The 23,972-nt window shown below is 45.1% G+C and carries 19 protein-coding genes and 2 pseudogenes; 7 read left to right on the top strand and 14 right to left on the bottom strand.

Translation table 11 applies throughout. The annotated features are described in order from the left end of the window. Positions 1-391: 391 nt before the first annotated feature. From ppsA to DSM107010_RS16965, 10 genes and pseudogenes are all read right to left on the bottom strand, one after another. Positions 392-2,845 carry a phosphoenolpyruvate synthase gene (gene ppsA, locus DSM107010_RS17000; RefSeq protein WP_015153697.1) on the bottom strand — a complete coding sequence of 818 codons (2,454 nt, stop codon included), beginning with the start codon at positions 2,843-2,845 and terminating at the stop codon, positions 392-394. Positions 2,846-3,171: 326 nt separating this feature from the next. Beyond that, a pseudogene (locus tag DSM107010_RS39705) lies at positions 3,172-3,351 on the bottom strand (DUF4351 domain-containing protein); the annotation flags it as partial. A gap of 12 nt (positions 3,352-3,363) precedes the next feature. Beyond that, on the bottom strand, positions 3,364-3,564 hold the full coding sequence (locus DSM107010_RS39700) for a hypothetical protein (protein ID WP_199755582.1): 201 nt from the start codon (positions 3,562-3,564) through the stop codon (positions 3,364-3,366). Positions 3,565-3,696: 132 nt separating this feature from the next. Continuing rightward, positions 3,697-6,270, bottom strand: coding sequence for an ATP-dependent DNA helicase RecG (gene recG, locus DSM107010_RS16990; protein WP_127023430.1), 2,574 nt, complete (start codon positions 6,268-6,270; stop codon positions 3,697-3,699). A gap of 55 nt (positions 6,271-6,325) precedes the next feature. After that, positions 6,326-7,231: a hypothetical protein gene (locus DSM107010_RS16985; protein WP_127023427.1), complete on the bottom strand. Its 906-nt coding sequence runs from the start codon at positions 7,229-7,231 to the stop codon at positions 6,326-6,328. 11 nt (positions 7,232-7,242) lie between these two features. After that, a complete protein-coding gene (locus tag DSM107010_RS38500; protein WP_158631801.1) occupies positions 7,243-7,395 on the bottom strand; it encodes a hypothetical protein in 153 nt (50 codons plus the stop codon). A gap of 54 nt (positions 7,396-7,449) precedes the next feature. Further along, the gene (gene tsf / locus DSM107010_RS16980; protein ID WP_015153700.1) at positions 7,450-8,073 is read right to left on the bottom strand and encodes a translation elongation factor Ts; all 624 of its coding nucleotides are present in this window, start codon (positions 8,071-8,073) and stop codon (positions 7,450-7,452) included. A 92-nt stretch (positions 8,074-8,165) separates the two neighbouring features. Continuing rightward, complete coding sequence (gene rpsB / locus DSM107010_RS16975) at positions 8,166-8,969, bottom strand: 30S ribosomal protein S2 (RefSeq protein ID WP_015153701.1); 804 nt, start codon at positions 8,967-8,969, stop codon at positions 8,166-8,168. Positions 8,970-9,148: 179 nt separating this feature from the next. Then, a complete protein-coding gene (locus tag DSM107010_RS16970) occupies positions 9,149-10,111 on the bottom strand; it encodes a glycosyltransferase family 2 protein (RefSeq protein ID WP_106168539.1) in 963 nt (320 codons plus the stop codon). 100 nt (positions 10,112-10,211) lie between these two features. Beyond that, positions 10,212-10,844 carry a DedA family protein gene (locus tag DSM107010_RS16965; RefSeq protein ID WP_015153703.1) on the bottom strand — a complete coding sequence of 211 codons (633 nt, stop codon included), beginning with the start codon at positions 10,842-10,844 and terminating at the stop codon, positions 10,212-10,214. Positions 10,845-11,529: 685 nt separating this feature from the next. Between DSM107010_RS16965 and DSM107010_RS16960 the strand changes: the two genes are divergently transcribed. Further along, entirely contained in the window at positions 11,530-11,877 is a 348-nt protein-coding gene (locus DSM107010_RS16960) for an STAS domain-containing protein (RefSeq protein WP_106168538.1), read from the top strand. Positions 11,878-11,962: 85 nt separating this feature from the next. On the opposite strand, the gene rpsF is transcribed toward DSM107010_RS16960, so the two are convergent. Then, complete coding sequence (gene rpsF, locus DSM107010_RS16955) at positions 11,963-12,286, bottom strand: 30S ribosomal protein S6 (protein WP_015153705.1); 324 nt, start codon at positions 12,284-12,286, stop codon at positions 11,963-11,965. A gap of 137 nt (positions 12,287-12,423) precedes the next feature. Then, complete coding sequence (locus tag DSM107010_RS16950) at positions 12,424-13,068, bottom strand: M23 family metallopeptidase (RefSeq protein WP_106168537.1); 645 nt, start codon at positions 13,066-13,068, stop codon at positions 12,424-12,426. Between the two features lie 445 nt (positions 13,069-13,513). Between DSM107010_RS16950 and DSM107010_RS16945 the strand changes: the two genes are divergently transcribed. Further along, complete coding sequence (locus DSM107010_RS16945) at positions 13,514-13,897, top strand: hypothetical protein (RefSeq protein WP_015153707.1); 384 nt, start codon at positions 13,514-13,516, stop codon at positions 13,895-13,897. A gap of 68 nt (positions 13,898-13,965) precedes the next feature. On the opposite strand, the gene DSM107010_RS39695 is transcribed toward DSM107010_RS16945, so the two are convergent. After that, complete coding sequence (locus tag DSM107010_RS39695) at positions 13,966-15,306, bottom strand: glycosyltransferase family protein (RefSeq protein ID WP_106168536.1); 1,341 nt, start codon at positions 15,304-15,306, stop codon at positions 13,966-13,968. A 456-nt stretch (positions 15,307-15,762) separates the two neighbouring features. Here DSM107010_RS39695 and DSM107010_RS16940 point away from each other — a divergent pair, with 456 nt between their 5' ends. The 4 genes and pseudogenes from DSM107010_RS16940 to DSM107010_RS42980 all read left to right on the top strand — a co-directional run. After that, positions 15,763-19,749 (top strand): magnesium chelatase subunit H, encoded by a 3,987-nt coding sequence (locus DSM107010_RS16940; RefSeq protein WP_127023424.1) that lies wholly within the window; start codon positions 15,763-15,765, stop codon positions 19,747-19,749. 93 nt (positions 19,750-19,842) lie between these two features. Continuing rightward, positions 19,843-20,436, top strand: a complete 594-nt coding sequence (locus tag DSM107010_RS42730; protein WP_106169436.1) for a transposase — start codon at positions 19,843-19,845, stop codon at positions 20,434-20,436. A gap of 110 nt (positions 20,437-20,546) precedes the next feature. Then, on the top strand, positions 20,547-20,924 hold the full coding sequence (locus DSM107010_RS16930; RefSeq protein WP_199755581.1) for a GNAT family N-acetyltransferase: 378 nt from the start codon (positions 20,547-20,549) through the stop codon (positions 20,922-20,924). A gap of 18 nt (positions 20,925-20,942) precedes the next feature. Next, positions 20,943-21,113, top strand: a pseudogene (locus tag DSM107010_RS42980) (GNAT family N-acetyltransferase); the annotation flags it as partial. A gap of 133 nt (positions 21,114-21,246) precedes the next feature. Here DSM107010_RS42980 and DSM107010_RS16925 read toward each other — a convergent pair. Further along, positions 21,247-22,626, bottom strand: coding sequence for a WD40 domain-containing protein (locus DSM107010_RS16925; RefSeq protein WP_106169435.1), 1,380 nt, complete (start codon positions 22,624-22,626; stop codon positions 21,247-21,249). 76 nt (positions 22,627-22,702) lie between these two features. Between DSM107010_RS16925 and DSM107010_RS16920 the strand changes: the two genes are divergently transcribed. Next, positions 22,703-23,806, top strand: a complete 1,104-nt coding sequence (locus tag DSM107010_RS16920) for a tocopherol cyclase family protein (RefSeq protein ID WP_015153712.1) — start codon at positions 22,703-22,705, stop codon at positions 23,804-23,806. Positions 23,807-23,972: the final 166 nt, after the last annotated feature.

Below are 23,972 nucleotides of genomic sequence, written 5' to 3'. Positions count from 1 at the left end.
AGCATTAACTCGATCGATCTACGTTGTTTGGAGATGTTTGCTAAGCGATCTACCTACGCTTGAGGACGATTGCTGGCTACTATGCGTTTTACTTATGAGTTAGCAAATTAATACAGTATCTATCGTATAAATACGTAAATTTTACCTATATTTGAGATCCATAAAAATAATTAGTACAGCACTAAGCCCCAGCGAATAGAATTCGCGGCTAAATAAACATAGATGTAAAGCAGTTTGCCGTAGGCAAACTAGCCCGCGCGGATTCATGGCAAGTTAAGGGTTGAACCTACATTCACGCAGGATAGGCAGGTTTTGCGTGTGTAGCAGCGATTTCAATCGCCAAGGGCAAGATCTCAAAAAATAGGGCGGGTATAACCCACCCCACAAACTCTTAGCACCCACGACCTAACTTCTCTTCTACTTCTGCTACCATCAACAGAGTTTTTAGTACCGAATCGGGGTTGAGGCTCATAGAATCTATTCCCTGTTCTACTAAAAACTGAGCGAATTCTGGGTAATCGCTGGGGGCTTGACCGCAGATCCCAATTTTACGACCCTTAGCTTTAGCAGTAGCGATCGCCATTTGCACTAATCGCTTAACTCCTGGGGTGCGTTCGTCAAACAAACCCGCCACTAAAGCCGAATCTCGGTCTAATCCAATTGTCAGCTGAGTTAAATCGTTAGAACCAATCGAAAACCCATCAAAGACTTCGCTGAATTCCTCCGCCATCAAAACGTTGTTGGGCAACTCGCACATGACGTAAATTTCTAACCCGTCTTTACCTCGTTCTAAACCGTGCTTTGCCATTTCTGCCAAGACTTTACGCCCTTCTTCGGGAGTGCGGCAAAAAGGAATCATCGGAATTAAATTGGTTAACCCCATCTCTTTTCGTACCTGCTTGATGGCATGACACTCCAAAGCAAAAGCATCGCGGTAACGCGGATCGTAGTAACGCGCCGCCCCCCGCCACCCTAGCATCGGGTTTTCTTCCTTGGGTTCAAACTGCTTTCCACCGAGTAAGTTGGCATATTCGTTCGATTTAAAATCACTCATCCGCACGACAACTGGATTAGGGTAAAAAGCAGCTGCCAGCGTCGCTGCACCTTGGGCTAGTTTCTCGATAAAATACTGGGGCTTCTCTGCAAAGAATGCCGTCATTTCAGCAATTTTGGCTTTTTCCGCTTCGTCCTCTAAGCGATCGAAATGCAGCAGTGCCAAGGGATGAATTTTGATATAGTTGGCAATAATAAACTCTAGCCGTGCCAATCCCACACCATCATTAGGAATTGCCGAGAGGCTGAAAGCTTCCGCAGGATTGCCTACGTTCATCATAATTTTGGTACGAGTGCGAGGCAGGTTATCTAAGGGAACTTCTCGAACTTCAAAAGGTAATAATCCTTGGTAAACCTTTCCCTCATCGCCTTCAGCACAGGAAACCGTAACTTCTTGCCCAGAATGCAACACGCTAGTAGCATCGCCACAACCGACGATCGCCGGAATTCCAATTTCTCTAGCGATAATTGCGGCGTGACAAGTTCTACCACCTTGATTTGTCACGATCGCGCTAGCTTTTTTTAAAATAGGTTCCCAGTCGGGGTCTGTTTTATCAGTAACTAACACATCCCCAGTTTGGAAATGGTCGAGTCTATGCACGTCTGTAATGACTTTAACTTTCCCCTGACCGATCGCCTCGCCGACACTGCGACCTGTAATTATAGGTGCATCGCCGTTAGCCCCGACTAAGTGATAACTCCGTAAAACGTTGAGACTTTTTTGCGATTGTACGGTTTCGGGGCGGGCTTGGACGATAAATAGTTCTTCTGTTACGCCGTCTTTTGCCCACTCAATATCCATCGGGGTATAAGTACCGCGCACTTTAGAGTAATGATCTTCGATCGCGCAAGCCCAACGCGCTAATTGCAATATCTCGTCATCGTTGAGGGCATATTTGCCGCGATCGCTAGGTACGACAGGAACGTTTCTGGTAACTTTCGATCCGCCTGTATCGTAGACCATTTTGAATTCTTTAGAACCCAATCTTTTACCTAAAATCGGGCGAAAACCTGCTTTGAGTGTAGGTTTGAAGACGTAGTATTCATCGGGGTTAATTGCCCCTTGGACGATATTTTCGCCCAAACCATAGGCGGCTGTAATCAGTGCGGCATTTTTAAATCCTGTCTCCGTATCGATAGAGAACATCACCCCAGAAGCCGCCAAGTCAGAACGTACCATTTTTTGTATGCCAATTGAGAGGGCAACGCTGAAATGGTCAAAACCTCGGCTGTGACGATAGGAGATGGCGCGATCGGTAAATAGGGAAGCAAAACAACGATGACAGGCAACTAGTACGCCTTCAACGCCGTTGATGTTGAGGTAGGATTCTTGCTGTCCGGCAAAACTAGCATCTGGTAAGTCTTCAGCTGTGGCGCTAGAACGAACGGCAACATCAGTGTCAATCCCGTAATTTTCGCATAACTTTTCGTAGGCAGTAGCGATCGCCTCTTTTAAGTCTTTCGGGAAAGGCGTGTACCGCAGCATAGATCTTGCTTGTTTACCGCGTTGGCGTAAGTTATTCAGATCTTCTACATCTAAATCGGCAAACAGCGATCGCAATTTGGCATCTAAACCAGTCTGCTGAATGTAATAGCGATAGGCATAAGCAGTAATTGCAAAGCCGTTGGGAACGTTAATACCTTGGGGTGTGAGTTGTTGGATCATTTCGCCTAAAGAGGCGTTTTTCCCGCCTACCAAAGCCAGATCGTGAATTCCTACCTCTTCAAACCAGAGAATCAGCGATCGCTCTTTTGCTGCTGGGGAGGTCGTTTCTGTTACCGCCGTTACCATAGCTATTTTCCTCTCTAGTGATTGCTACTGCGATCGAGTCAATTTATATCAAAAAGTAAATTTAGTATTTTCTTTTCTAATCTATTAGGGATCAAAGCCTTTTGACATCAAATCTAAACGAACCTACATATTTGTAAGTTACCAGCAATTTTGCAAAGAGTATTATTTAGAACTTATAGTGACAAAGATAAAATTGAATTACGCAAACTCTTAGTATTGACTAATCTAACAATTTTTGCGAAGACTTGTTGTATAACCTACTGCAACTAGTAAAAATCGAAAAAAACATCAATTGTGTAGTAGTAGGCGAGAATATGTCTAAATTCTTAGTTTGCTGAATTGTTCAACCAGTTGACTAAATCTTCTGGATTAGAAAACTCCAATAGAGCTTCAGCCAAATTCTCTAACTGAGTTAAGGATAACTGGCAAATACGCTCTTGTAATTCAGGCTCAACGGCTCCAACTCGGCGCGGTAGCTGACGTAGAATCAACGTGAGAGCTTCTTCCTGTCTTCCTTGTTACAGTCCTTGTTCCATCCAGCTCGTTACTATTTGCATCACAACCTCCTGTTCCTCTGGTGCAATTTGATTTATGTTAGTGCGAAAAAGTTCTTCTTCGGCTGTATTCAATTTTAAATAGGTATCAATAAATCCAGAAATTAATTGCATTCTTGTCGGATCTAACCGCAAAGTTGCCAAAGCTCTTACGAATGTATTCAATGGTACATGATACAGGAGCAGTTTCCAGGTCGTAGAGTTGTCGTAGCTACGGAAAATCTCGAACACTTGGAACGATTTACTGATTGCCAGCATTGGAAGGATATTACTTACTAAGATTTCATAGACCCTAACTTAAGTTAAAATCGTCCCACCCATCAACTTTTGATATCTATAAGTTAATTCTGCTTGCATTAAAGTCCAACGTTGCAAAGTTGGATCTTTCTCCATCACCTTCTCAGCGGCTTCTCGCGCAATTTCTAAAACAGCCTGGTCGTCGATTAAACTTGCCAAAGTAAAATCTGGTAGTCCAGCTTGACGCATTCCTAAAACTTCCCCAGGACCGCGAAATTTCATATCTGCTTCAGCAATAAAAAATCCATCTTGAGATTCTTCTAATACTTTTAAGCGCTGACGGGCAGTTTCATTCTTAGGATTACCCATTAACAGACAAAAAGATTGCGCCGCACCACGTCCGACACGTCCCCGCAACTGGTGCAATTGAGATAAACCAAATCGCTCGGCATTTTCAATTAGCATTACCGTAGCGTTGGGAACGTCTACACCAACTTCAATTACAGTTGTAGAGACGAGAATTTGCGTTTGGTTGTCGCGAAATAAATTAATCGCCTCGTCTTTATCGGCTGACAACATGCGACCGTGGAGCAATCCGACTTGAAACTGGGGAAAAATGCTTTCTTGCAACTTTTGATATTCATCGACTGCTGCTTTTAAGTCCAGCTTTTCCGATTCTTCCACCAAGGGCAAGACAATGTAAGCTTGTCTGCCTTGAGCAACTTCACGCAGAATTAATTCATAAGCGTGCGATCGCTCTTTACTAGATAAAACTGTTGTATGAATCTTCTGTCTACCTGGGGGCAATTCATCAATTTGGCTCACATCCAAATCCCCGTGTAAAGTTAAGGCTAGCGTGCGGGGAATTGGCGTAGCTGTCATCGTCAAAACGTGGGGAGACTCGCCCTTTTGTTGCAAACGCGCCCGTTGTCCGACACCAAATCGGTGTTGTTCGTCAATTACGACTAATCCTAAACGTTGAAAAATGACTTTATCTTGAATTAAGGCATGAGTCCCCACTAATAGGGGTAACTCTCCTGTTTCTAATTGGGCGTGAATTTGCCTTCGTTTCGCCGCTGGAGTCGAACCCGTTAGCAATTCTACAGGTAAATGCAGTAAATTAAACCAACCAACTAACTTGCGATAATGCTGTTCTGCTAATACCTCTGTGGGAGCCATCAACGCCCCCTGGTAGCCTGATTGAATCGCGGCGAGAATTGCTACCACTGCAACAACCGTTTTCCCCGAACCCACGTCTCCCTGAACCAGGCGATTCATCGGTACGGATTTTTTTAAGTCATTGAGAATGTCATTAATCACCCTTTGCTGCGCACCAGTGAGTTTAAAAGGTAAAAGTTGATAAAACTTTTCCACCAATTGACCGCTTGGCGAGAGAACGGCACTATTAGCAATTTGCCGTGCTTTATATTGGCGTTGCAGCAAACCTAGTTGTAAATAGAAAAACTCGTCAAATACCAGCCGACGACGGGCAAGTTCTAAAGCGTCAGTATCAGCTGGAAAATGGATATTAGCGATCGCTTCCCTTACCTCAACAAATCCGTAATAATCGCGTAAAGCTTTTGGTAGCGGATCTTTGAGATGAACTAGGGATGGAAGTGCGGTAGTGACAGCCTTGCGCACCATATCTGCCCCGACACCTTCCGTCAAGGGGTAAATTGGTACAACTCGACCCACAGTTAATGAATCAATTGTATCTCCTGGGTGTGCCAGCACCTCCAGAGCTGGTTTGTCCAGCGTCAGACCGTATTTACTCTCTTTCACCAATCCCGACGCTGCGATGACTGCGCCAGGTGGATATTTGCGCTTTTGTTGTTCTTGCCAACCGCGATGAGAATAACGTCCGCCAGCGAAAAAGTAGTTGAGGCGAATTTGACCCGTATTATCTTTCAGGACAATTTCCAGAATGGATAATTTAGCATTACGGGGACTGGTAAAACACTGGCACTTTTTTACCGTTCCTACTAGCGTTGCTGTTTCTCCCGCCTCTAAATTGCAAATCTTAACCTGTCGTGCGTAGTTAATATGATCGCGGGGATAGTAGAGTAAGACATCTCTGACGGTATACAGTCCCAACTTGGCTAAAATCTCACCTCTTCTCGCACCAATCTCCGGCAACCTAGTCAAGGGCTGCTCTAAACTGGGTGCAAGACGTTGATTTATCTCTGAAGATTTAGTAGAAATTAGGGTTGAGGTTTTAGGTTGGACGACGGGGGAGTCGGGAGTCGGTAGGGGCGGGCTTCCAAACCCGCCCGTACGGGAGTCGGGAGTCATGTTTTGACTTTTAACTTTGGACTTTTGACTTAATTCGTCACCTAACTCATAGAAATGCTGCTGTTCCGAGACTTGCTGAGAAAGGTGCAAGCATCTACGTGCTGCTGCAACTACGCTTTGTCTCTCTTCCTGCGTCATCTGATGGTATTCGGCAAATTGCATTGCCATTTCCTGCCATCTACGTCTTTCTTCTACAGATAAAGTGACAGGAGGTTTGCCAAAACTTAAACAGAGAAACTCGCTGAAGCGGTATTGTTTCCCTACCAAGTCTACAAAGCCTTTCTCTGCCTCCACAGCTAAGGCTTTCTGCAATCGCAACCAGTCTATATCGTCATTAGTCATTGGTCATTTGTCGTTGGTCATTTGTATCTAGTGAAGGTTGTTAACCGATCGCTTACTATTCATCAAACCAACTCGCACGCCATGCAGCTTCTGCTTCAGCGATCGTTCGCTCCCGCTGCCTCTTCTGATATTCTCGCCCTAAAGAAACTAAATTTGATTCTAGTTGCCGTACTTGGTTGCGTGCAGTCCTGACATTGGTATCTGCAAACTCAACTTCTGACAACCGCAACTGAATTGCAATTAACTGCGTCACGCCACCTTCTTGCAAATCCTGCGGATTTTCAGTTTCAATTAATAAATTCATGACATTGGGTGGTCCTGCTGTCATTTCGCCTGTAGCTTCCGAGACTGCGGTAGCAGCTTCTAGTAAAGGAGCAGGTAGTTTTTGAGGTAGAATGCCAGATTTTTGCAGTAATTGATTCGCATCTAAGGATAAGGTTTTGAGGACTTGGGCGATCGCTCGTTCTAAAATTTGCTGCCATTGTACTAGTTCTAAAGGGTTAGAAGGCGTAGCAGGAGACTCAGAATTCGGAATAGACGCTGACGCTACACTGCGAGAACGGAATTCGGAATTCGGAATTATCTGTTCCTGTTCCTCGATCGAGTCCTGTTCTATTTCAGCGATCGCACTTTCTCTATCTAGCTGAATACTATATGCTAACTCCCGCGCCATTTCCATTGGGTTGTTCAACAGTTCTAGCAATCGTTCGGCTGCTGTTTGCCCTAACTGACGAAGCGATCGCTGCAATTGCTGTCTTTGATTCATCGACAGACTCAAAAATTGCTTGGGATACGCCTGAGTGCAGACTTGATAACTTGCTAAGATCAGCTGCTGGCGTGTAGCTTGTCCTAAAGCTTGACAATAACTCGTGTAGGCGCTGTTGAGTTCGGCAAATAACTTATTTGCCGACTTTTCCAAAGCTTGCATGTCTCGCTCAATTTGTTCGATTGCTCTTGCCATCTTTTCAGTTATCAGTTATCAGTTATCAATGGTACGTGGTGCGATCGATGCGGGTGTGGGGTGTAGTGTTTTTTCTCCGCGACTCTCCCTTGTCTCCCTTGTCTCCCTTGTCTCCCTAATTCCCTGCTCCCTAAAAAAAAGGACGGGTGGGTGCGTCGCACCATTTTAACCCGTCTGGTAAATTGAAGGGAGCTAATCAATAGCTCGATGATTTGGCTCTATTCTTCGGATGACTTTTCGATGCCTTCACCTAAGACGTAGCGGGAGAAGCGACGGATTTGGATATTTTCGCCTAACTGGGCGATCGCTTCTTTAACCAAATCTTCTACTGATTTGTTTTGATCCTTGATATACGCTTGATCCACTAAGGACATCTCTTTCAAGCGCTTGTCAATGCGCCCAACAACGATCTTTTCGCGAATGTTCTCTGGTTTTCCTGCTAGATCGTCTTTCCCCATTTCAATTGCCTTTTCCTTTGCGACAACTTCAGGGGGAATATCGCTGACTCTAACGTACTCTACGTTAGGACAAGCAGCGATTTGCATGGCAATATTTCGCACTAATTCACTAAATGCTTGGTTGCGCGCTACGAAGTCAGTTTCGCAGTTCACTTCCACTAGCACGCCAATTCGCCCGCCAGTATGGATGTAACTATCTACTAGTCCTTCTGCTGCTACACGTCCAGCTTTCTTTCCAGCAGAGGCAAGTCCTTTCTGCCGCAGCCATTCAATGGCTTTTTCCATATCGCCATCGGTCTCTTGGAGTGCTTTTTTGCAATCCATCATGCCAGCGTTTGTTCTCTCGCGTAGCTCTTTAACAGCCTTTGCAGATATTTCCGCCATCTTCCCTCAATTCCTATTTGTTATTTGTTAATTGTTTGTTAGTCAACGGTTAATTGTTTGTCACTATCAACCATTAACCATTAACCATTAACCTATCCTTCTTCCTCTTCTTCGTTAGGAATCACCGCATCAGTGTATTCACTTTCGCTTTCATCATAATCGAAATCTTCTTCTGCACCCTCGTAATCTTCGTAATCCTCTTCCGCATCCAATTGTCCGTGTCGTCCTTCGTAAATTGCGTCAGCTAATTTGCCTACAATCAATTTGATCGAACGGATGGCATCATCGTTAGCAGGAATGGGAACGTCAACGAGATCGGGATCGCAGTTTGTATCCAGCATAGATACAATTTCAATGCCTAGCTTCTGGCATTCTAATACTGCGTTGTATTCCCGCCGCTGGTCTACAATTATGACCACATCAGGAACCTTCCGCATGTTCTTGATTCCACCCAGGTATTTTTGAAGTTTAGCTAGCTCTCGGCGCAGTACCGATGCTTCTTTCTTGGGTAGTAAATCCAGCGCTCCGCTTTCCTCGCGACGTTCTAACTCTTTCAATCGTTCGGCGCGAGTTTTAATCGTCGTCCAGTTAGTCAGCATTCCGCCTAACCATCGCTGGTTGACATAGCTAGCGCCACAACGCAAGGCTTCTTGAGCTACAATCCCTGCTGCTTGACGCTTCGTACCAACGAAGAGAAACTTTTTCCCTTGCTCGGCAGATTGTCTGACGTAATTGTAAGCTTCATCCATTAACTGAGCTGTCTGCACCAAGTCAATGATATGAACGCCATTACGAGCAGTGTAGATGTACTGCGACATTTTCGGATTCCACCTGCGGGTTTGATGCCCAAAGTGAACCCCAGACTCCATCATTTGAGCCAATGAAACGACTGGCATATCTTCTTTAACTCCTGATTCGGGTTAATCCTCCACCCAGCTGCGTCTCCCAGGAAACACCCGAAAACACTGGATGTGCGATTTGTAGACAACTTTTCTAGTATAATATGGTTTCAAACTAAAACGTTTCGGCACTTACGAAAAGTCTATACGGGTTTCTCTCCCATAACAGAACGTCTCTACTCGGTTCTAGGTTTCATCAAAGCGTACTCTTCGTAAACTCCTTGGACGTTGTACCAATTGAGAAAAATGCGGGCGACTTGTTCGGCTAACTGAGGCTTACCTTGGTTAATCAACCACCTTAAAACTGGGGCTAGGGTACGCTCGTTGAGTTGTCCGCCGAGGGAAAGAATCCCCCATAGCAAGCGGTGTATCCAAGTCATTTGGATCATCATCCGCACTTCCCATGTTGGGTGCTTTTGGTAGAACAAAACTCCCATCCGACCGCGTTGAATTTCTTTGTCAATTAAATTAGGAATTTGCTCTAAATTAAAGGCTGGATGCCAGTGATAGCCGACTGCATCGGGGCATTTCACTAAATTTAATCCCAACTGTTTCAACCGCACGCCTAATTCCAAATCTTCCCAACCGTAGAGTTGAAAGCGCGTGTCGAATAACCCAGCTTTTTCTAGCCAATGACGAGGAATAGCTACATTTCCCGTGGCAAAATAAGCCGTAGAAAAATCGGTAATTTTATAAGGCTCGGCTGTAGGATTGTCAAAATTACATGTATTAATTACTCTACCATAGGTGAAAATGCGATCGCTGCCATACATTTCTCGTCCCTGCTGCAACCCTTGAGCGTGCGCCTGCAAGAAATTCTCAGTCACGACCAAATCGCTATCGATGAACACGATCGTATCGCCTTTTGCCCGTTCTACTCCCAGATTGCGAGCCGCAGCTGGTCCCTGGTGGTCTTGTAGAAGCGATCGCACGTGGGGAAATTCAGCTGCATTTGCCTCTAGCCATGCCAAAGTGCCATCTGTAGAGCCATCATCGACTAAAACTACCTCATAGCCTTCTATAGCCACATCGTCATGGTTTTGGCGTTCTAGCGATCGCAAGCACTTCGCCAAAATTGGCAGGCGATTGTATGTAGGAATGACAATACTGAAAAACACGGTTTTTCCCCTTAATACCATCTATAAGGGTAATTGGTAATTGGTAGTTGGTAGTTGAGTGGTGCGTGATGCGATGCGGTGCTTGGTGCTTGTAGTTGGTCGCTGACAACTTGGTCACTGGTCACTGGTCACTGGTTCCGACTCCCGCTTTACGTGCTTCCAGCCACAGGGGAACAAAAATGACAGCGAAAGCGATCGCTAGTGCTACGATGCCAAACTTAGCTGTGAGAGCAACTAATTCTTCTAGAGAAACAATTTTACCGACGAAGAAAGCCAGCGTCACCATGACTGATGCCCAAGCAGCAGCCCCCGCTAAGTTATAAATAAAGAATTTGGCGTAGGGCATTTGGGCAACACCAGCCAGTGGACCAGCAAAAATACGTAATAAAGCAATAAATCTGCCAAAAAATACGGCTTTGGTGGCGTTGTTACTAAACTGTTCTTTCATTTCTAGGAGTCGGTCTTCTGAGATGCGGAAAATTCGACCGACTTGCAACATGAACGACCAACCGAATTTTCTGCCGATTAAATAGCCGCAAGTTCCACCAATAGCAGCTCCCGCGATCGCATCACCTAAAACGAGCCAGTAATTTAACTCGTCACTACCTGCAAGAAACCCTCCTACTATGGTTACGGTTTCACCTGGGACGGGAATACCGAGGTTTTCTAATAAAATTCCGAGAAAAACTGCCCAATAGCCGTACTGGTGGGCAATTTCCTGAATTCTTTCCAACGATAAAAACTCTAGTGACATCCAGCCGCCTTTACAAAGTTTTACTTTTCTTCCATCTTGGCGCGAGCCTGGAAAATGTGTCAATCCAAGTTATGCTGCCGTTTATCCTCGCACCGGTCGAATATTACGAAAAACTACTGAAAATCAATAAATATTACATTGCTTGCTTTACGTAATCTTTATAAAAATCCAGATTTGTAATAAAGATTCGGTAAAAACTGTTGATTTTACTGACACTTGAGGGTTTCCATGCTTAAATCGATTCATCTGAAGCAGCCGCTCGAATACTTTCCTAATTGTTTTGGTATTAAACCTAAAATGTAGCGATTGAGGCAGCAGTATCCGCGCGTGAATCTACTGAGATCGATTGAATTAACTCTATGAACTACAACAGAAACAGCAGTGATTTTACGGTTGGATATATGTACTAAAAATCGTTAGCCTAAAATAGGAGTCAAGTTTACGTAAATAAAAGCGATTAATTCAGTCATTTTTTATTTAAATATTTGTGGATTCATTAAACTTAAGGACAAATTTTTATAGCTTGAAATTCCCACTGCTTTTTGAGTAACTAAATTTCAAAATCTCTTGAATGGAGAAGCTTCAGACAATCGACAATTTGTGCCAGTTGATTCGGGTTTATATATAAATTCACAATAACTGGCTTGTCTAAAACCCTATTGTATGCACTGATAAATCGGCAATAATGATGAGTACACAAGAATTTCAACTAATTTTGCTTCAGCCACCAGAACGCCTAGACGAAAATGGTGGTAGTGCCTTAGAAACTCAATTGGCTAGGCTATTGCCTCAAAAGCAAGCTCTCTGGGTGATCGATCTAGCCCAAGTTGATTTCATGGATAGTGCTGGCTTAGTTTCCTTGGTTAGTGGGTTGAAATCTGCAAGACAAATCGGTTGCCGTCTAGTCCTATGTAATGTGCAAGCTTCCGTAAGGCTAGTATTAGAACTAACACAACTGGATTCTGTATTTGAAATTTTTGATAGCTATGATGAGGTGCTAACAACTGTTAATTCACCTGCTCTAATGCGTTAGTTGGCGATCGCCTGAAATTGAGAGTTTTGAAAAATGAAAAAGGGTGGGCATTGCCCACCCTTCTTGTTTTAATTTTACGATAGCTTTATTCCACTGCTGCGGCTTCAGGAGTGGCTGTTGGTTCTTCTGACTTAAGCGTCAGGTAGCGAATGACTTCTTCGCTCAAGCGCATTGCCCTTTCCATCGGAGCTATAGCTGTCCCTGGTGCTTCATAGTTCATTTGAACGTAAACGCCTTCGCGCTGTCTGCCAATCTCGTAGGCAAGACGGCGCTTACCGCGCAGCTGAATTTGTAGGTTAGTAGCTCCCTGGTCTTTGAGGAAGTTTTCATATTTAGCGATCGCCTGTTCGATCTGTTCCTCTCCCAGGTCGGGACGCAAAATGTACATTGTTTCGTAGGCTGATGGCATGGTACGCTCAGTAATCTCCTTTTGGACAAAAAGGCTGCTCTCCGTTTTTTGACGAGCAGCAAGGATTCATCATTATATCAGTTGATGAGTGGTAATTGGTAATTGGTAATTGGTCGGCAGATGCTAGCAAATGACTATTAAGACTGCCCATCTTTTTGCTGAGCGTACATGACCCGCAGGACTAAAGCGGGGTCGATGTAATTGTTAGCGTATTTCAAACCCCAATGTAGGTGAGGTCCTGTAGTGCGTCCTGTCATACCGACACGACCGATTCTAGCTCCAGCGGGTATTGTTTGCCCTTCCCAAAGGACAATTCCGCCTTCGCGATCGATCATGTAGCGGTTTTTGCCTTGAGTGCCGACCTGTCCTTGCATGTGACAGTAAATGTGATCCCAAGCTCCAGAACGAATAATAACGTGCGTACCGCAGGCATCGCGATCGGCAACCTTAACTATTGTGCCAGTCCACCAACTGCGGACGTAACTACCTTGAGGTGCTACTAAATCTAAACCACTATGAAATTCCAAGCCCGAACCGCCAGTAGGAGAGCGACGGTAACCGAAAGGCGAACTATAGTATTGGAAATTTTCGACCGGAAAGGATGCTTTGCGCCAAAGATTACCAGTGGCAATTTTGTTTTGCGCTACTTCCTCTGCTGTCACCTTTTTTTGATGCCATGCTAGTAGGGGTAAGCTGGCAAGACTGAGTGCAACCAGCAGCAAACTTTTTTTGGAAACAGTAAAACCCAGTCTTTGAGACCTCAGAAGTTGAAATTGCTTCATGCTTTGACTCCTAGATCTGGGTACTGGTTTGACACCACGGGCATTAGCAGAATTCGAGCGATCGCAACTTGATTCATATAACTTAAATAAAATACTGGCAACTGACTAGTGGAGAAGAAAAAATTCCGAATATTACTGACTGATTAGTTTTAGTAGACTGTTGAGGTCGAACTGGTGTTGCCTCTATCTGAAATTTATATTTAAGTTCGCTATAGATTTAGGTTCGCTAACAATGTGAATAATCAGATTTTTCACAATTTGCTGAAAATCCTGCAAAAACTTAACACGATTTATCTTGCCATAGCAAGGGTAAATCTACGGAAGGACGCATCTTCTCTGAGTTAGCGATCGGCGAACTGTGCAGAACCACTCGCGAATGTGTAAATTTATCGTTAGAATTTTTAAATTAATGAATTAAATCTCGATCGCCAGACGCTCTTACCTCATGCTGACAGAAATGTTGCCGTTTACTCTCAATTTAGATGCTACTGCGATCGCTGGAGCTAGTTTGTGGTCGCTGGCGTTATATTTAGCTTTTTCAGGCATAGGCGACTGGATAATACACCAACTCCAACGCTGGTTTAATTTTGCCGAGCAATCGCTTTACATAAATCGAGCAGAATTTGAAAAAACCCGCATAGCGAGAGAATCTCAGAATGCTTTTTACGCTTCGTTATTCAGCATTGTGCCTTTTTTGATTTTTGGCAGTTTGTGTAATTACGGCATCGAACTGAGCTTAGGTCGGAGTTGGGCAATTAGTATGGGTATACTTGCCTGCGTTAGCTGCGGAGTCTACGAGTTAGGACGACGAGATGGTAGGGAACAGTGACCAGTGACCAGGTGAGTGGTAGCTTCTGACTTCTGACTTGTAGACTTCTGACTCCCGATTCCCCTAGTTTACTTAAGTTCTTCATAAACAATTTGAGCAATTTTAGCGGCGGCTCCTGTTTGTCCGCGCACGCTGCGTAATTTGGAGCGCATTTCTTCTAGTTTTTCAGGATGCTGTAGATAGTCGAGTACGAGTTCTGCTACAGTCTGAGGTTGGAGTTTACCAACCAGTTCTGGCACAATTTCCGATTTTGCCCAGATGTTGGGCCACGATCGCAAGCCCAATCGCTGCAATACTAACCAGTTTATTACTTTTGCCATACTCGTTCCTATAAAAGGTAAATTTACGAGTACCCCAGGGATACCATCCCAAGCCCGCATCGCGTCTAGTTGCTGAGTTGGTAACAAAACAATCATTGGCACGCCTAGAGAGCCTAGTTCGGCTGTATTTGCGCCTATGGTTGTCAAGCATAAACAACATTGAGATAACAGATCGTAAGCTGGCGATCGCGTCCACAATTCTACTACTAAGCCGCTAGCTGTTTTTAGTAGGGGTGAGGGGTGAGGAATCAGTTCGGCTGTGGAACCTTCTACTAAAGGAATAATTGGATTTTTTTCACGGTTGGCAAACTCAGCCAAGGTTTGCACGTCTAAAGTAGGTGCGACGGGAATGACAAAGCGGGTCTGCGGTCGTTGTGTATGAATGTATTCGGCGATCGCCAGCATCAACGGTACTCCCTGTGACAGTTTCGCAGCTTTAGAGCCTGGTAATAAACCAATTAATTCAATTTTGGATTGGTCATGGGTAATTGGTAATTGGTAGTTGGTAGTTGGTAGTTGGTAGTTATTCTCTCCTGCTTCCCCTGCTCCCCTGCTCCCCTGCTCACTCCTCACTCCTCGCTCCTCACTCCTCACTCCTCCAGAGGCTTCTGCCATCAAATCCCCTACTACCGTAAACTTGTGGGTATGTTTTGATGGAGCGCTATCGATTAAGTCTGGTTTCATGACGGCAAAGCGATCGATCCAACTATGCCAGCGCGTCTCCCACTCGGCATAAATTACGGTACGATAACCGAGACGCTTGCCAATGATGACTGAAAATAATTGATCTCCACCTAAAAACACCACAACACCGCGAGTTCTCCAATCCCAGTTGTCTGCGGTTTTGCCCCAGAGCAAAAATTGCCAGAAATGCTTCGCTGCTTGCACTCTATCGACTTCTGGGTAAGATTGGGCGATCGCGGCTTCTTTGCCACTAGCATTCGGACAAGGAGAAAGCACTACCGAAATTCTGACGCGATCGCGATCGTCTGCTAGTTTCTGGCGCAAAGCTTGCACGACGGGACGCACCCAGGTTGTGACTTCCCCAGGACCATTAGACAAAACCAAGATATCGATGTTATTTGTCATTTGTCATTGGTCATTTGTACCTTTTCATACCCTTGTTTTTAATTTTTCAGACTTTCATGCCTATCATAAAACGAAAATTTAACAGCATAAAGTTAAATTTTATTTATTAAATTTTTGCAAAGATTAGTCAAAATCCTAATGATTAGCCACTTCAGGCAAAATTAACAAACGTAACGAAAAGTTACGAAATTTTTATCAAATTGTGTCAGTTACAGCCTGAATCTAACTTTTGGTAGGCACTTTCTGATAAAAAAAACTCATGTGCCGTGTATTTTCTACGCCGATCGCAGTTCGGTTTTTCAACTGTAACGCGACCAGTTCACAATCTGTAGAGATCGTCGAACTTACTGCGTAGAGGTACAAGTGGGACATTAGGAAAGTGTGTATCTGGTGTCCTACGTTCATTGCCAGAGATCCCTACAGACAGAAGAACACGCATCAAAGGAGCCTTACCGAATGTTCACACACGTCAAGTCCACCATCCGACACATTACGCCCGACAACCTGGCAGAACGTGCTTTAATCAAGGTGGTCTATGTCGTGCTAGAGTCCCAGTATCAGAGCGCCTTATCGCAAGCGGTACGCCAAATTAACCAAAGCAATCCGAATTTGGCGATCGAAATTAGCGGCTATCTGATCGAAGAACTCCGAGACCCTGAAAACTACGAGGAGTTCAAGCGCGATATCCAAAGTGCCGACATCTTCATCGCCTCACTGATTTTTATTGAAGACTTGGCGCAAAAGGTGGTAGCGGCAGTAGAACCATACCGCGATCGCTTGGATGTGGCTGTTGTCTTCCCCTCAATGCCAGAGGTGATGCGCCTCAATAAAATGGGTAGCTTCTCGATGGCGCAGTTGGGACAATCCAAAAGCGCGATCGCCCAATTCATGCGCAAGCGTAAAGAAAAATCTGGGGCTTCTTTCCAAGACGGGATGCTGAAGCTACTCCAAACCTTGCCCAAGGTACTGAAGTATTTGCCCATCGACAAAGCCCAAGATGCGCGTAACTTCATGTTGAGTTTTCAGTATTGGTTGGGGGGGTCGCCAGAAAACCTGCAAAATTTCTTGCTGATGTTGGCGGATAAATACGTGTTGAATGGTGTAGAGAGGTTGCACGCAACGTCTCTACAATACCAGGAACCCGTAGTTTATCCCGACATGGGTATTTGGCATCCTTTGTCAACTACTATGTTTGAGGATGTCAAGGAATACCTCAACTGGCACAACAGCCGCCAAGATATCTCTAGCGACCTAAAAGACCCGCTTGCGCCTTGCGTGGGACTCGTACTGCAACGCACCCACCTAGTAACGGGCGATGATGCCCATTACGTAGCAATCGTACAGGAACTCGAAGCGATGGGGGCGCGAGTGGTTCCTGTATTTGCGGGTGGTTTGGACTTTTCCAAGCCCGTCGATGCTTATTTCTACGATCCAGTTAGTAAAAATCCGATCGTAGATACGGCGATCTCCCTAACGGGTTTTGCCTTGGTAGGAGGACCTGCACGACAGGATCATCCCAAAGCAATTGAAGCACTGAAGCGGCTGAACCGCCCTTACATGGTTGCCCTACCTTTAGTGTTTCAGACGACGGAGGAGTGGCAAGATAGCGATCTAGGCTTGCACCCAATTCAAGTAGCACTACAAATTGCCATTCCAGAATTGGATGGGGCGATCGAGCCGATTATACTATCAGGTCGAGACGGTGCGACAGGTAAAGCGATCGCCCTGCAAGACCGAATTGAAGCCGTTGCCCAACGTGCGATGAAATGGGCAAACCTGCGCCGCAAGCCGAAACTTGACAAAAAAGTGGCGATTACCGTTTTCAGTTTCCCGCCTGATAAAGGTAATGTGGGGACAGCCGCCTACTTGGATGTATTCGGTTCCATTTACGAGGTGATGCAAGCCCTGCGAAATAACGGCTACGACGTGCAGGATTTGCCAGAGTCGCCCAAAGAGTTGATGGAACAGGTGATCCACGATGCCCAAGCGCAGTACAGCAGCCCCGAACTCAATGTTGCTTACCGGATGTCCGTACCGGAATACGAAGCACTGACTCCCTATTCGCAAAAATTAGAGGAAAACTGGGGACCACCACCAGGGCATCTCAACAGCGACGGGCAGAACCTTTTGGTATACGGCAAGCAATTCGGTAATGTTTTTATTGGCGTACAGCCGACATTCGGCTATGAAGGCGACCCGATGCGGTTGTTGTTCTCTCGTTCTGCCAGTCCCCATCACGGTTTTGCGGCTTACTACACATATTTAGAGCAAATTTGGCAAGCCGATGCGGTGTTGCACTTCGGGACGCACGGTTCCTTGGAATTCATGCCAGGAAAGCAAATGGGGATGTCGGGTGACTGCTACCCAGATAATTTAATTGGCATGATTCCCAACTTGTACTATTACGCAGCAAATAACCCCAGTGAAGCCACAATTGCCAAACGCCGCAGCTACGCCGAGACGATTTCCTACTTGACACCACCAGCCGAAAATGCTGGATTGTACAAGGGTCTGAAGGAATTAAGCGAACTAATTGGTTCTTATCAAACTTTAAAAGATTCCGGTCGCGGTATCCCCATTGTCAACACCATCATGGATAAGTGCCGGATGGTAAATTTAGACCAAGATATTAACTTGCCCCAGCAAGATGCCAAAGATATGACTGCTGAGGAGCGAGATAATATTGTTGGCTTGGTGTATCGCAAGTTGATGGAAATTGAGTCGCGGTTGTTGCCTTGCGGGTTGCACGTTATTGGGAAGCCGCCTTCAGCAGAGGAAGCGATCGCAACTTTGGTTAATATTGCTGGGTTGGATCGGGCTGAAGAAGAGATCCAGAGTTTACCTCGGATTATTGCCAATAGCATCGGGCGGGATATTGACGAAATTTATCACAATAGCGATCGCGGTGTCTTGGAAGACGTGCAATTATTACAAGACATCACCCTTGCCTCCCGCGCCGCAGTTAGCGCTTTGGTACAGGCACAAACCGACGCAGAAGGCAGAGTTTCCCTGGTTTCCAAACTCAATTTCTTCAACATGGGTAAAAAGGAACCTTGGGTAGAAGCTTTGCACCAAGCAGGTTACGCCAAAGTCGATCCGAATGCCCTCAAACCCCTGTTTGAATACTTGGAATTCTGCCTGCAACAAGTTTGTGCGGATAACGAACTGGGGGCTTTGTTACGGGGATTAGAAGGCGAATACATCTTACCTGGTCCTGGTGGCGACCCGATCCGCAACCCCGATGTTTTACCTACGGGCAAGAATATTCATGCCCTCGATCCGCAAGCAATCCCAACAATGGCAGCGGTGCGATCGGCGAAAATCGTCGTAGACCGCCTTTTAGACCGCAATAAGGCAGAAAATGGCGGAAAGTTTCCTGAAACCATCGCCTGCGTCCTCTGGGGAACCGATAATATCAAAACTTATGGCGAATCCCTGGCGCAAATTATGTGGATGGTCGGCGTGCGTCCGGTTCCCGATGCTTTAGGACGGGTGAACAAGTTGGAATTGATTCCTTTAGAAGAGTTGGGACGACCCAGAATCGATGTCGTGATCAACTGTTCCGGTGTTTTCCGCGATTTGTTCATCAACCAAATGAACCTGCTAGATCAAGCGGTGAAAATGGCGGCGGAAGCGGACGAACCTGTAGAAATGAATTTTGTTCGCAAACACGCCTTAAAGCAAGCTGAGGATATGGGGATTAACTTGCGCCAAGCTGCAACCCGCGTATTTTCTAATGCTTCCGGTTCCTACTCGTCCAATATTAATTTGGCAGTGGAGAACAGCACTTGGGACAGTGAAGCTGAGTTACAGGAAATGTATCTCAAGCGCAAATCCTTTGCTTTCAGTGCCGATAATCCAGGGACGATGGAACAGTCGCGGCAGATTTTTGAAACTACCCTGAAAACTGCTGAAGTGACATTCCAAAATCTCGATTCTTCCGAGATTAGTTTAACGGATGTCTCCCACTACTACGACTCAGATCCGACAAAAGTTGTGGCAAGTCTGCGGAATGATGGTAAGATGCCTACTTCCTACATGGCAGATACAACTACAGCTAACGCTCAAGTCCGTACTTTATCAGAAACCGTGCGTTTAGATTCCCGTACCAAATTATTAAATCCCAAGTGGTATGAAGGAATGTTGTCTCATGGTTATGAAGGCGTGCGGGAACTCTCCAAGCGATTAGTTAATACGATGGGTTGGAGTGCAACTGCGGGGGCTGTTGATAATTGGATCTACGAAGATGCTAACGACACGTTCATTAAAGATGAAGCCATGCGTCAGCGGTTGTTGAATTTAAATCCTCATTCTTTCCGCAAGATGGTTTCTACTTTATTAGAAGCAAATGGGCGCGGTTATTGGGATACTGATGAGAACAATTTGGATCTGCTACGCGAGTTATATCAGGAGGTAGAAGACCGGATCGAAGGGATTGAATAGATCGTAGGTTCATTAGGTTATAACCGTGTAGAGACGTTGCATCGGGTGTAGAAACGTTGCATGCAACGTCTCTACATATATGCCTAAACCGATATGACTTTATTCAAAAATAAATATTGCATTGAATCTACACGATTATCAAATCGAGATTATGCGGCAAATGGACTATATTTCATCACGATATGTACGGGCGATCGCACCTGCTTTTTCGGCGATATAGTCAATACACAGATACATTTATCTGCGATCGGGCAAATAGCTGAGAAATTTTGGGTGGAAATTCCTCAGCATTTTAAACATACATATATTGATGCTTATGTTGTGATGCCTAATCACGTACATGGGATTATTATAGATAAACCATATGTTGTTGAAACAACATGTAGAGACGTTGCATGCAACGTCTCTACAGACATATCAAACGATCTTGATGATTGCAATTTTTTTACAACAATGTCAATGATTTCGCCAAAATCTGGCTCCTTGAGTGCAATTTTGCGGTCTTATAAATCTGCTGTTACTCAATGGTGTAGGAAAAATGGTGACGATAACTTTACTTGGCAACCAAGATTCTACGATCGCATCATTCGTGCAGATGGTTCTCTAGATAAAATTCGAGAATATATTGTCAATAATCCTACAAAATGGAAAGAAGACAAGAACAATCCTTCTAGTTTGTGGATGTAATACCAATTTACTCATTGACTACGACAAAAGAGATCTCCCCAACCCCCCTTATCAAGGGGGGCTAGGGGGGATCTTCTGTAGCATAGTTTTAGTGAAATGGTATAATAAAATTGAAACAAAATTGCTCCAAGAAATGTAGAGACGTTGCAGGCAACGTCTCTACATTTCTTGTTTTTATTAGAAAACCAACTGAAGCAGATTGTCAAGAATTGCTATCCTTTCACCAAAGAAGCAAGGAGTTTCATTTCCCTTGGGCTTTTCCTCCACTTAATGAGCAGGAGTGTAAAAACTATATTAATCGTTGCCAAAATGAAAACTTTGAAGGTTTACTGATTTGCCATTTAACCGACCGTAAAATTATTGGAGTAGCAAATTTCAGTCAAATCTTCTATCGAGCATTTCAAAATGCTTATCTTGGTAATTATGTTGATGTAGATTTTGCAGGTCAGGGATTGATGTTAGAGGGCGTACATTTAGCGATTGATTAGGCTTTTGATACACTTAATTTACATCGAGTTGAAACCAATATCCAGCCTGAAAACAGAGCATCAATTAATTTGGTAAAGCGGCTAGGTTTCACGAAAGAGGGCTTCTCTCGACGATACCTAAAAATCAACGGAGGATGGCGCGATCGTGAACGTTGGGCTTTAACGCTTGAAGATTGGGTAAAGAGTTAGGAGGTCAATGTAGAAATTATTATGCAAGAGTGGATCGAGACTGCGAAGGAATTAGGACGTACTATTTCTGAACTAGAACACAATTGAAATCAGCCTAATTTTTGTAGAAATATCGCTACATTCTCCAAGCACCTTAGTCCAACTGCCAAATTTTAATTGTCATATCCCGACTGCAACTAGCTAGTACGTTCCCTTGCGAATTGAAAGCAACCCCATTCACCCAATCGGTATGTCCCTGAAGCGAACATAATTGTTTTCCCGTACTGGGATACCATAACTTAATCGTATTATCTCCTCGGCTCGCTAAAGTCTGCCCGTCGGGACTGAATACCACAAATCCTACATAACTGTGATGCCACGTCACAGCAGAAAAAGGTTTAGCCGTACCCAATCGCCATAACTTAATCGTCTTGTCATAGCTAGCACTGGTCAAAAACTGCCCGTCAGGACTGTAGGAAATCGAATTCACCCAACTTGAATGTCCTTTAAGGACGTGCAGCAGTTGTTCCATGCCTAAATGCCAAATCTCAATGGTTTTATTACAACTGCCGATCGCTAAAGTTTGACTGTTAGGACTGAAAGCAACAGAATAGGCTGAGTTTGCTTGACCGACGCGAGTATCTAATCTTTGTCCTGTGGTTAAATCCCAAAAGTGGATTGTCTTGTTTTTACCATGACTAGCCAGCTTTGTCCCATCAGGCGCGATCGCAATCGACCAAACTGGATCGGAATGTCCGATTAATGTATGTAGTAATTCTCCCGTATCTAGCCGCCAAATCTTAATCGTGCGATCGTCGCTACCGCTAATTAACCATTTGCCATCGGGACTGATAGCAATAGATCGTACCCATGCTGTATGTCCGATCAGAGTCTTTAATAATTTTCCTGTCGCTAAATCCCAAATTTTAATTGTTGTATCCGCACTAGCACTGACTAGAGTTTGTCCGCCTGGACTAATCGCCACGGCAAATACCCAGTTCGTATGTCCAATGAGGGTGTTGACGCATTTCCAGCGAGTCTGAGGCGATGCTGTAGGCGATGGCTTAGGTGTTTTGGGTTTTGGTTCCAGTTCTAGGGCAATTTTAAAATCAGAGTCTGCCCGATGTTTGTATCCCAGTCGGGCGCAGGCGAGTCCGCGATATTTATAAGCAGCTGCAAAGTTAGGTTGGAGGCGAATCGCTTGCGTAAAATCCTCGATCGCCACAATATATCTACCTCGTCTCGCGTTCTCCATTCCTCGCTTAAAATAAGTCTCGGCGCAAGATTTGTAGGTTGAGTAAGTTCCTGTAACCGTAGCTACTCTACTCGCGTGTGGCTGTTGCCATTTGAGTTGCTGGTACGCCTCGTTAATTTTTTTGATTTCTTCTTCGGCTTGCTGCTTTAATTGGGAGCGATCGGGAAATAAATCGGGATGCCAAGTTTTTGCCAAGGTACGATAGGCGTGCTTCACCTCAGCAGCAGTTGCACCAGGTTTTAGTCCTAGTATTTGGTAATAGGTTTCGACTTGACTCATCTCAATGGCGATAACTTTCTTGCGTCAATAGCATGAGGCGATCGCTCATACTGGAATAGGACTTACAAATCCGGTCATGGTTAGTATTCCCAAAAATTTTTCTTTCTCAACACAAACTCCCTCAACACAAACTCCTCATAGTGGTTATCACTGGGATGGTAGCGATCGCCGTTTTTTTGAAGGCTGGTACTATCGCGTTACCTTGCCTACTGGCGAAACCTTCGCTTTCATGTACTCCATCGAAGACCCTATCGGTGGTAAAACCCATAGTGGCGGCGCAGCCCAGATTCTCGGTCCCGACGATAAATATTTATGGCGGACTTATCCCGATGTAAAACGCTTTTGGGCGAGTCCGACTCAACTTGCTTTAGGACATTGGGGACAAACAGACTTAGAGACTCAAGCAAAATGGCTTTCTCCTGACGAATTCGATCGCCACATCCAACAGGGTTATCAAGCAACTGCGACTTGGAACCAAGGCATTATCCGCGATCCCGCCAATAATGGTGATTGCCGCTGGCAGTACGAGATCCAACCGATTTATGGATGGGGCGATCGCGGTAGAATACAGCAATCTACGGCTGGTTGGCTGTCTTCGTTACAAATATTTGAACCTGGCTGGCAAATCTTGATGGCGCACGGTTTAGCTACGGGTTGGATCGATTGGTACGGCAAGCGCTACGAGTTTACCAACGCCCCAGCCTATAGCGAAAAGAATTGGGGCGGTGCTTTTCCCCAAAGATGGTTTTGGCTGAATTGCAATAGTTTTGACGACGAACCCGACTTAGCTTTAACTGCTGGCGGTGGTAGGCGTGGGGTGTTGTGGTGGATGGAATCTGTAGCAATGGTAGGCTTGCATTATCGGGGTAAATTTTACGAATTCGTCCCTTGGAACTCCGAGGTAACATGGAACATCCAGCCCTGGGGTTGCTGGCAAATGCAGGCGAGAAATGCTGACTACGAAGTTGTTTTAACGGGGACGACAGATTTACCTGGCACTCCCCTACGTGCGCCCACCCAGAACGGGCTAGTTTTCTGCTGTAAGGATACGATGCGCGGGCAAGTGAGTTTACAACTCTATTCTTGTCGTGGTGGCAAGAAATCGATCCTGGAGGCTACAAGTTCAGTCTGTGGCTTAGAAATCGGTGGTAACCCGTGGGATAGTGCGTGGCAGCAATGAGGAGTGAGGAGTGAGGAGTGAGGGGGACAAGGGGGACAAGGGAGACAAGGGGGAACTCGGGGACCCCGCGACCGAAGGGAGTGGGGATTAGTGGGACTTTGTAAAGAAAGAGCGTGAAATCAGGGTAGAATACAAACCAAGACTCAGATTTACGTCAGTCTCGACA

Source organism: Chroococcidiopsis cubana SAG 39.79 (assembly GCF_003991895.1).
Classification (GTDB): domain Bacteria; phylum Cyanobacteriota; class Cyanobacteriia; order Cyanobacteriales; family Chroococcidiopsidaceae; genus Chroococcidiopsis; species Chroococcidiopsis thermalis.
Note: the sequence above shows the minus strand (reverse complement) of the source record. Positions and strands in the feature narration are given on the sequence as shown.

Excerpts from the sequence above, each read along its gene's own strand:
- recG (WP_127023430.1), bottom strand. The coding sequence starts at position 6,270 with ATGACTAATGACGATATAGACTGGTTGCGATTGCAGAAAGCCTTAGCT.
- DSM107010_RS39695 (WP_106168536.1), bottom strand. The coding sequence starts at position 15,306 with ATGACAAATAACATCGATATCTTGGTTTTGTCTAATGGTCCTGGGGAA.
- DSM107010_RS16940 (WP_127023424.1), top strand. The coding sequence starts at position 15,763 with ATGTTCACACACGTCAAGTCCACCATCCGACACATTACGCCCGACAAC.
- DSM107010_RS16920 (WP_015153712.1), top strand. The coding sequence starts at position 22,703 with ATGGTTAGTATTCCCAAAAATTTTTCTTTCTCAACACAAACTCCCTCA.
- rpsB (WP_015153701.1), bottom strand. The coding sequence starts at position 8,969 with ATGCCAGTCGTTTCATTGGCTCAAATGATGGAGTCTGGGGTTCACTTT.
- DSM107010_RS16925 (WP_106169435.1), bottom strand. The coding sequence starts at position 22,626 with ATGAGTCAAGTCGAAACCTATTACCAAATACTAGGACTAAAACCTGGT.
- ppsA (WP_015153697.1), bottom strand. The coding sequence starts at position 2,845 with ATGGTAACGGCGGTAACAGAAACGACCTCCCCAGCAGCAAAAGAGCGA.
- DSM107010_RS38500 (WP_158631801.1), bottom strand. The coding sequence starts at position 7,395 with ATGGTGCGACGCACCCACCCGTCCTTTTTTTTAGGGAGCAGGGAATTA.
- DSM107010_RS16970 (WP_106168539.1), bottom strand. The coding sequence starts at position 10,111 with ATGGTATTAAGGGGAAAAACCGTGTTTTTCAGTATTGTCATTCCTACA.
- tsf (WP_015153700.1), bottom strand. The coding sequence starts at position 8,073 with ATGGCGGAAATATCTGCAAAGGCTGTTAAAGAGCTACGCGAGAGAACA.
- DSM107010_RS16965 (WP_015153703.1), bottom strand. The coding sequence starts at position 10,844 with ATGTCACTAGAGTTTTTATCGTTGGAAAGAATTCAGGAAATTGCCCAC.
- rpsF (WP_015153705.1), bottom strand. The coding sequence starts at position 12,286 with ATGCCATCAGCCTACGAAACAATGTACATTTTGCGTCCCGACCTGGGA.
- DSM107010_RS16960 (WP_106168538.1), top strand. The coding sequence starts at position 11,530 with ATGATGAGTACACAAGAATTTCAACTAATTTTGCTTCAGCCACCAGAA.
- DSM107010_RS16945 (WP_015153707.1), top strand. The coding sequence starts at position 13,514 with ATGCTGACAGAAATGTTGCCGTTTACTCTCAATTTAGATGCTACTGCG.
- DSM107010_RS42730 (WP_106169436.1), top strand. The coding sequence starts at position 19,843 with ATGACTTTATTCAAAAATAAATATTGCATTGAATCTACACGATTATCA.
- DSM107010_RS16985 (WP_127023427.1), bottom strand. The coding sequence starts at position 7,231 with ATGGCAAGAGCAATCGAACAAATTGAGCGAGACATGCAAGCTTTGGAA.
- DSM107010_RS16950 (WP_106168537.1), bottom strand. The coding sequence starts at position 13,068 with ATGAAGCAATTTCAACTTCTGAGGTCTCAAAGACTGGGTTTTACTGTT.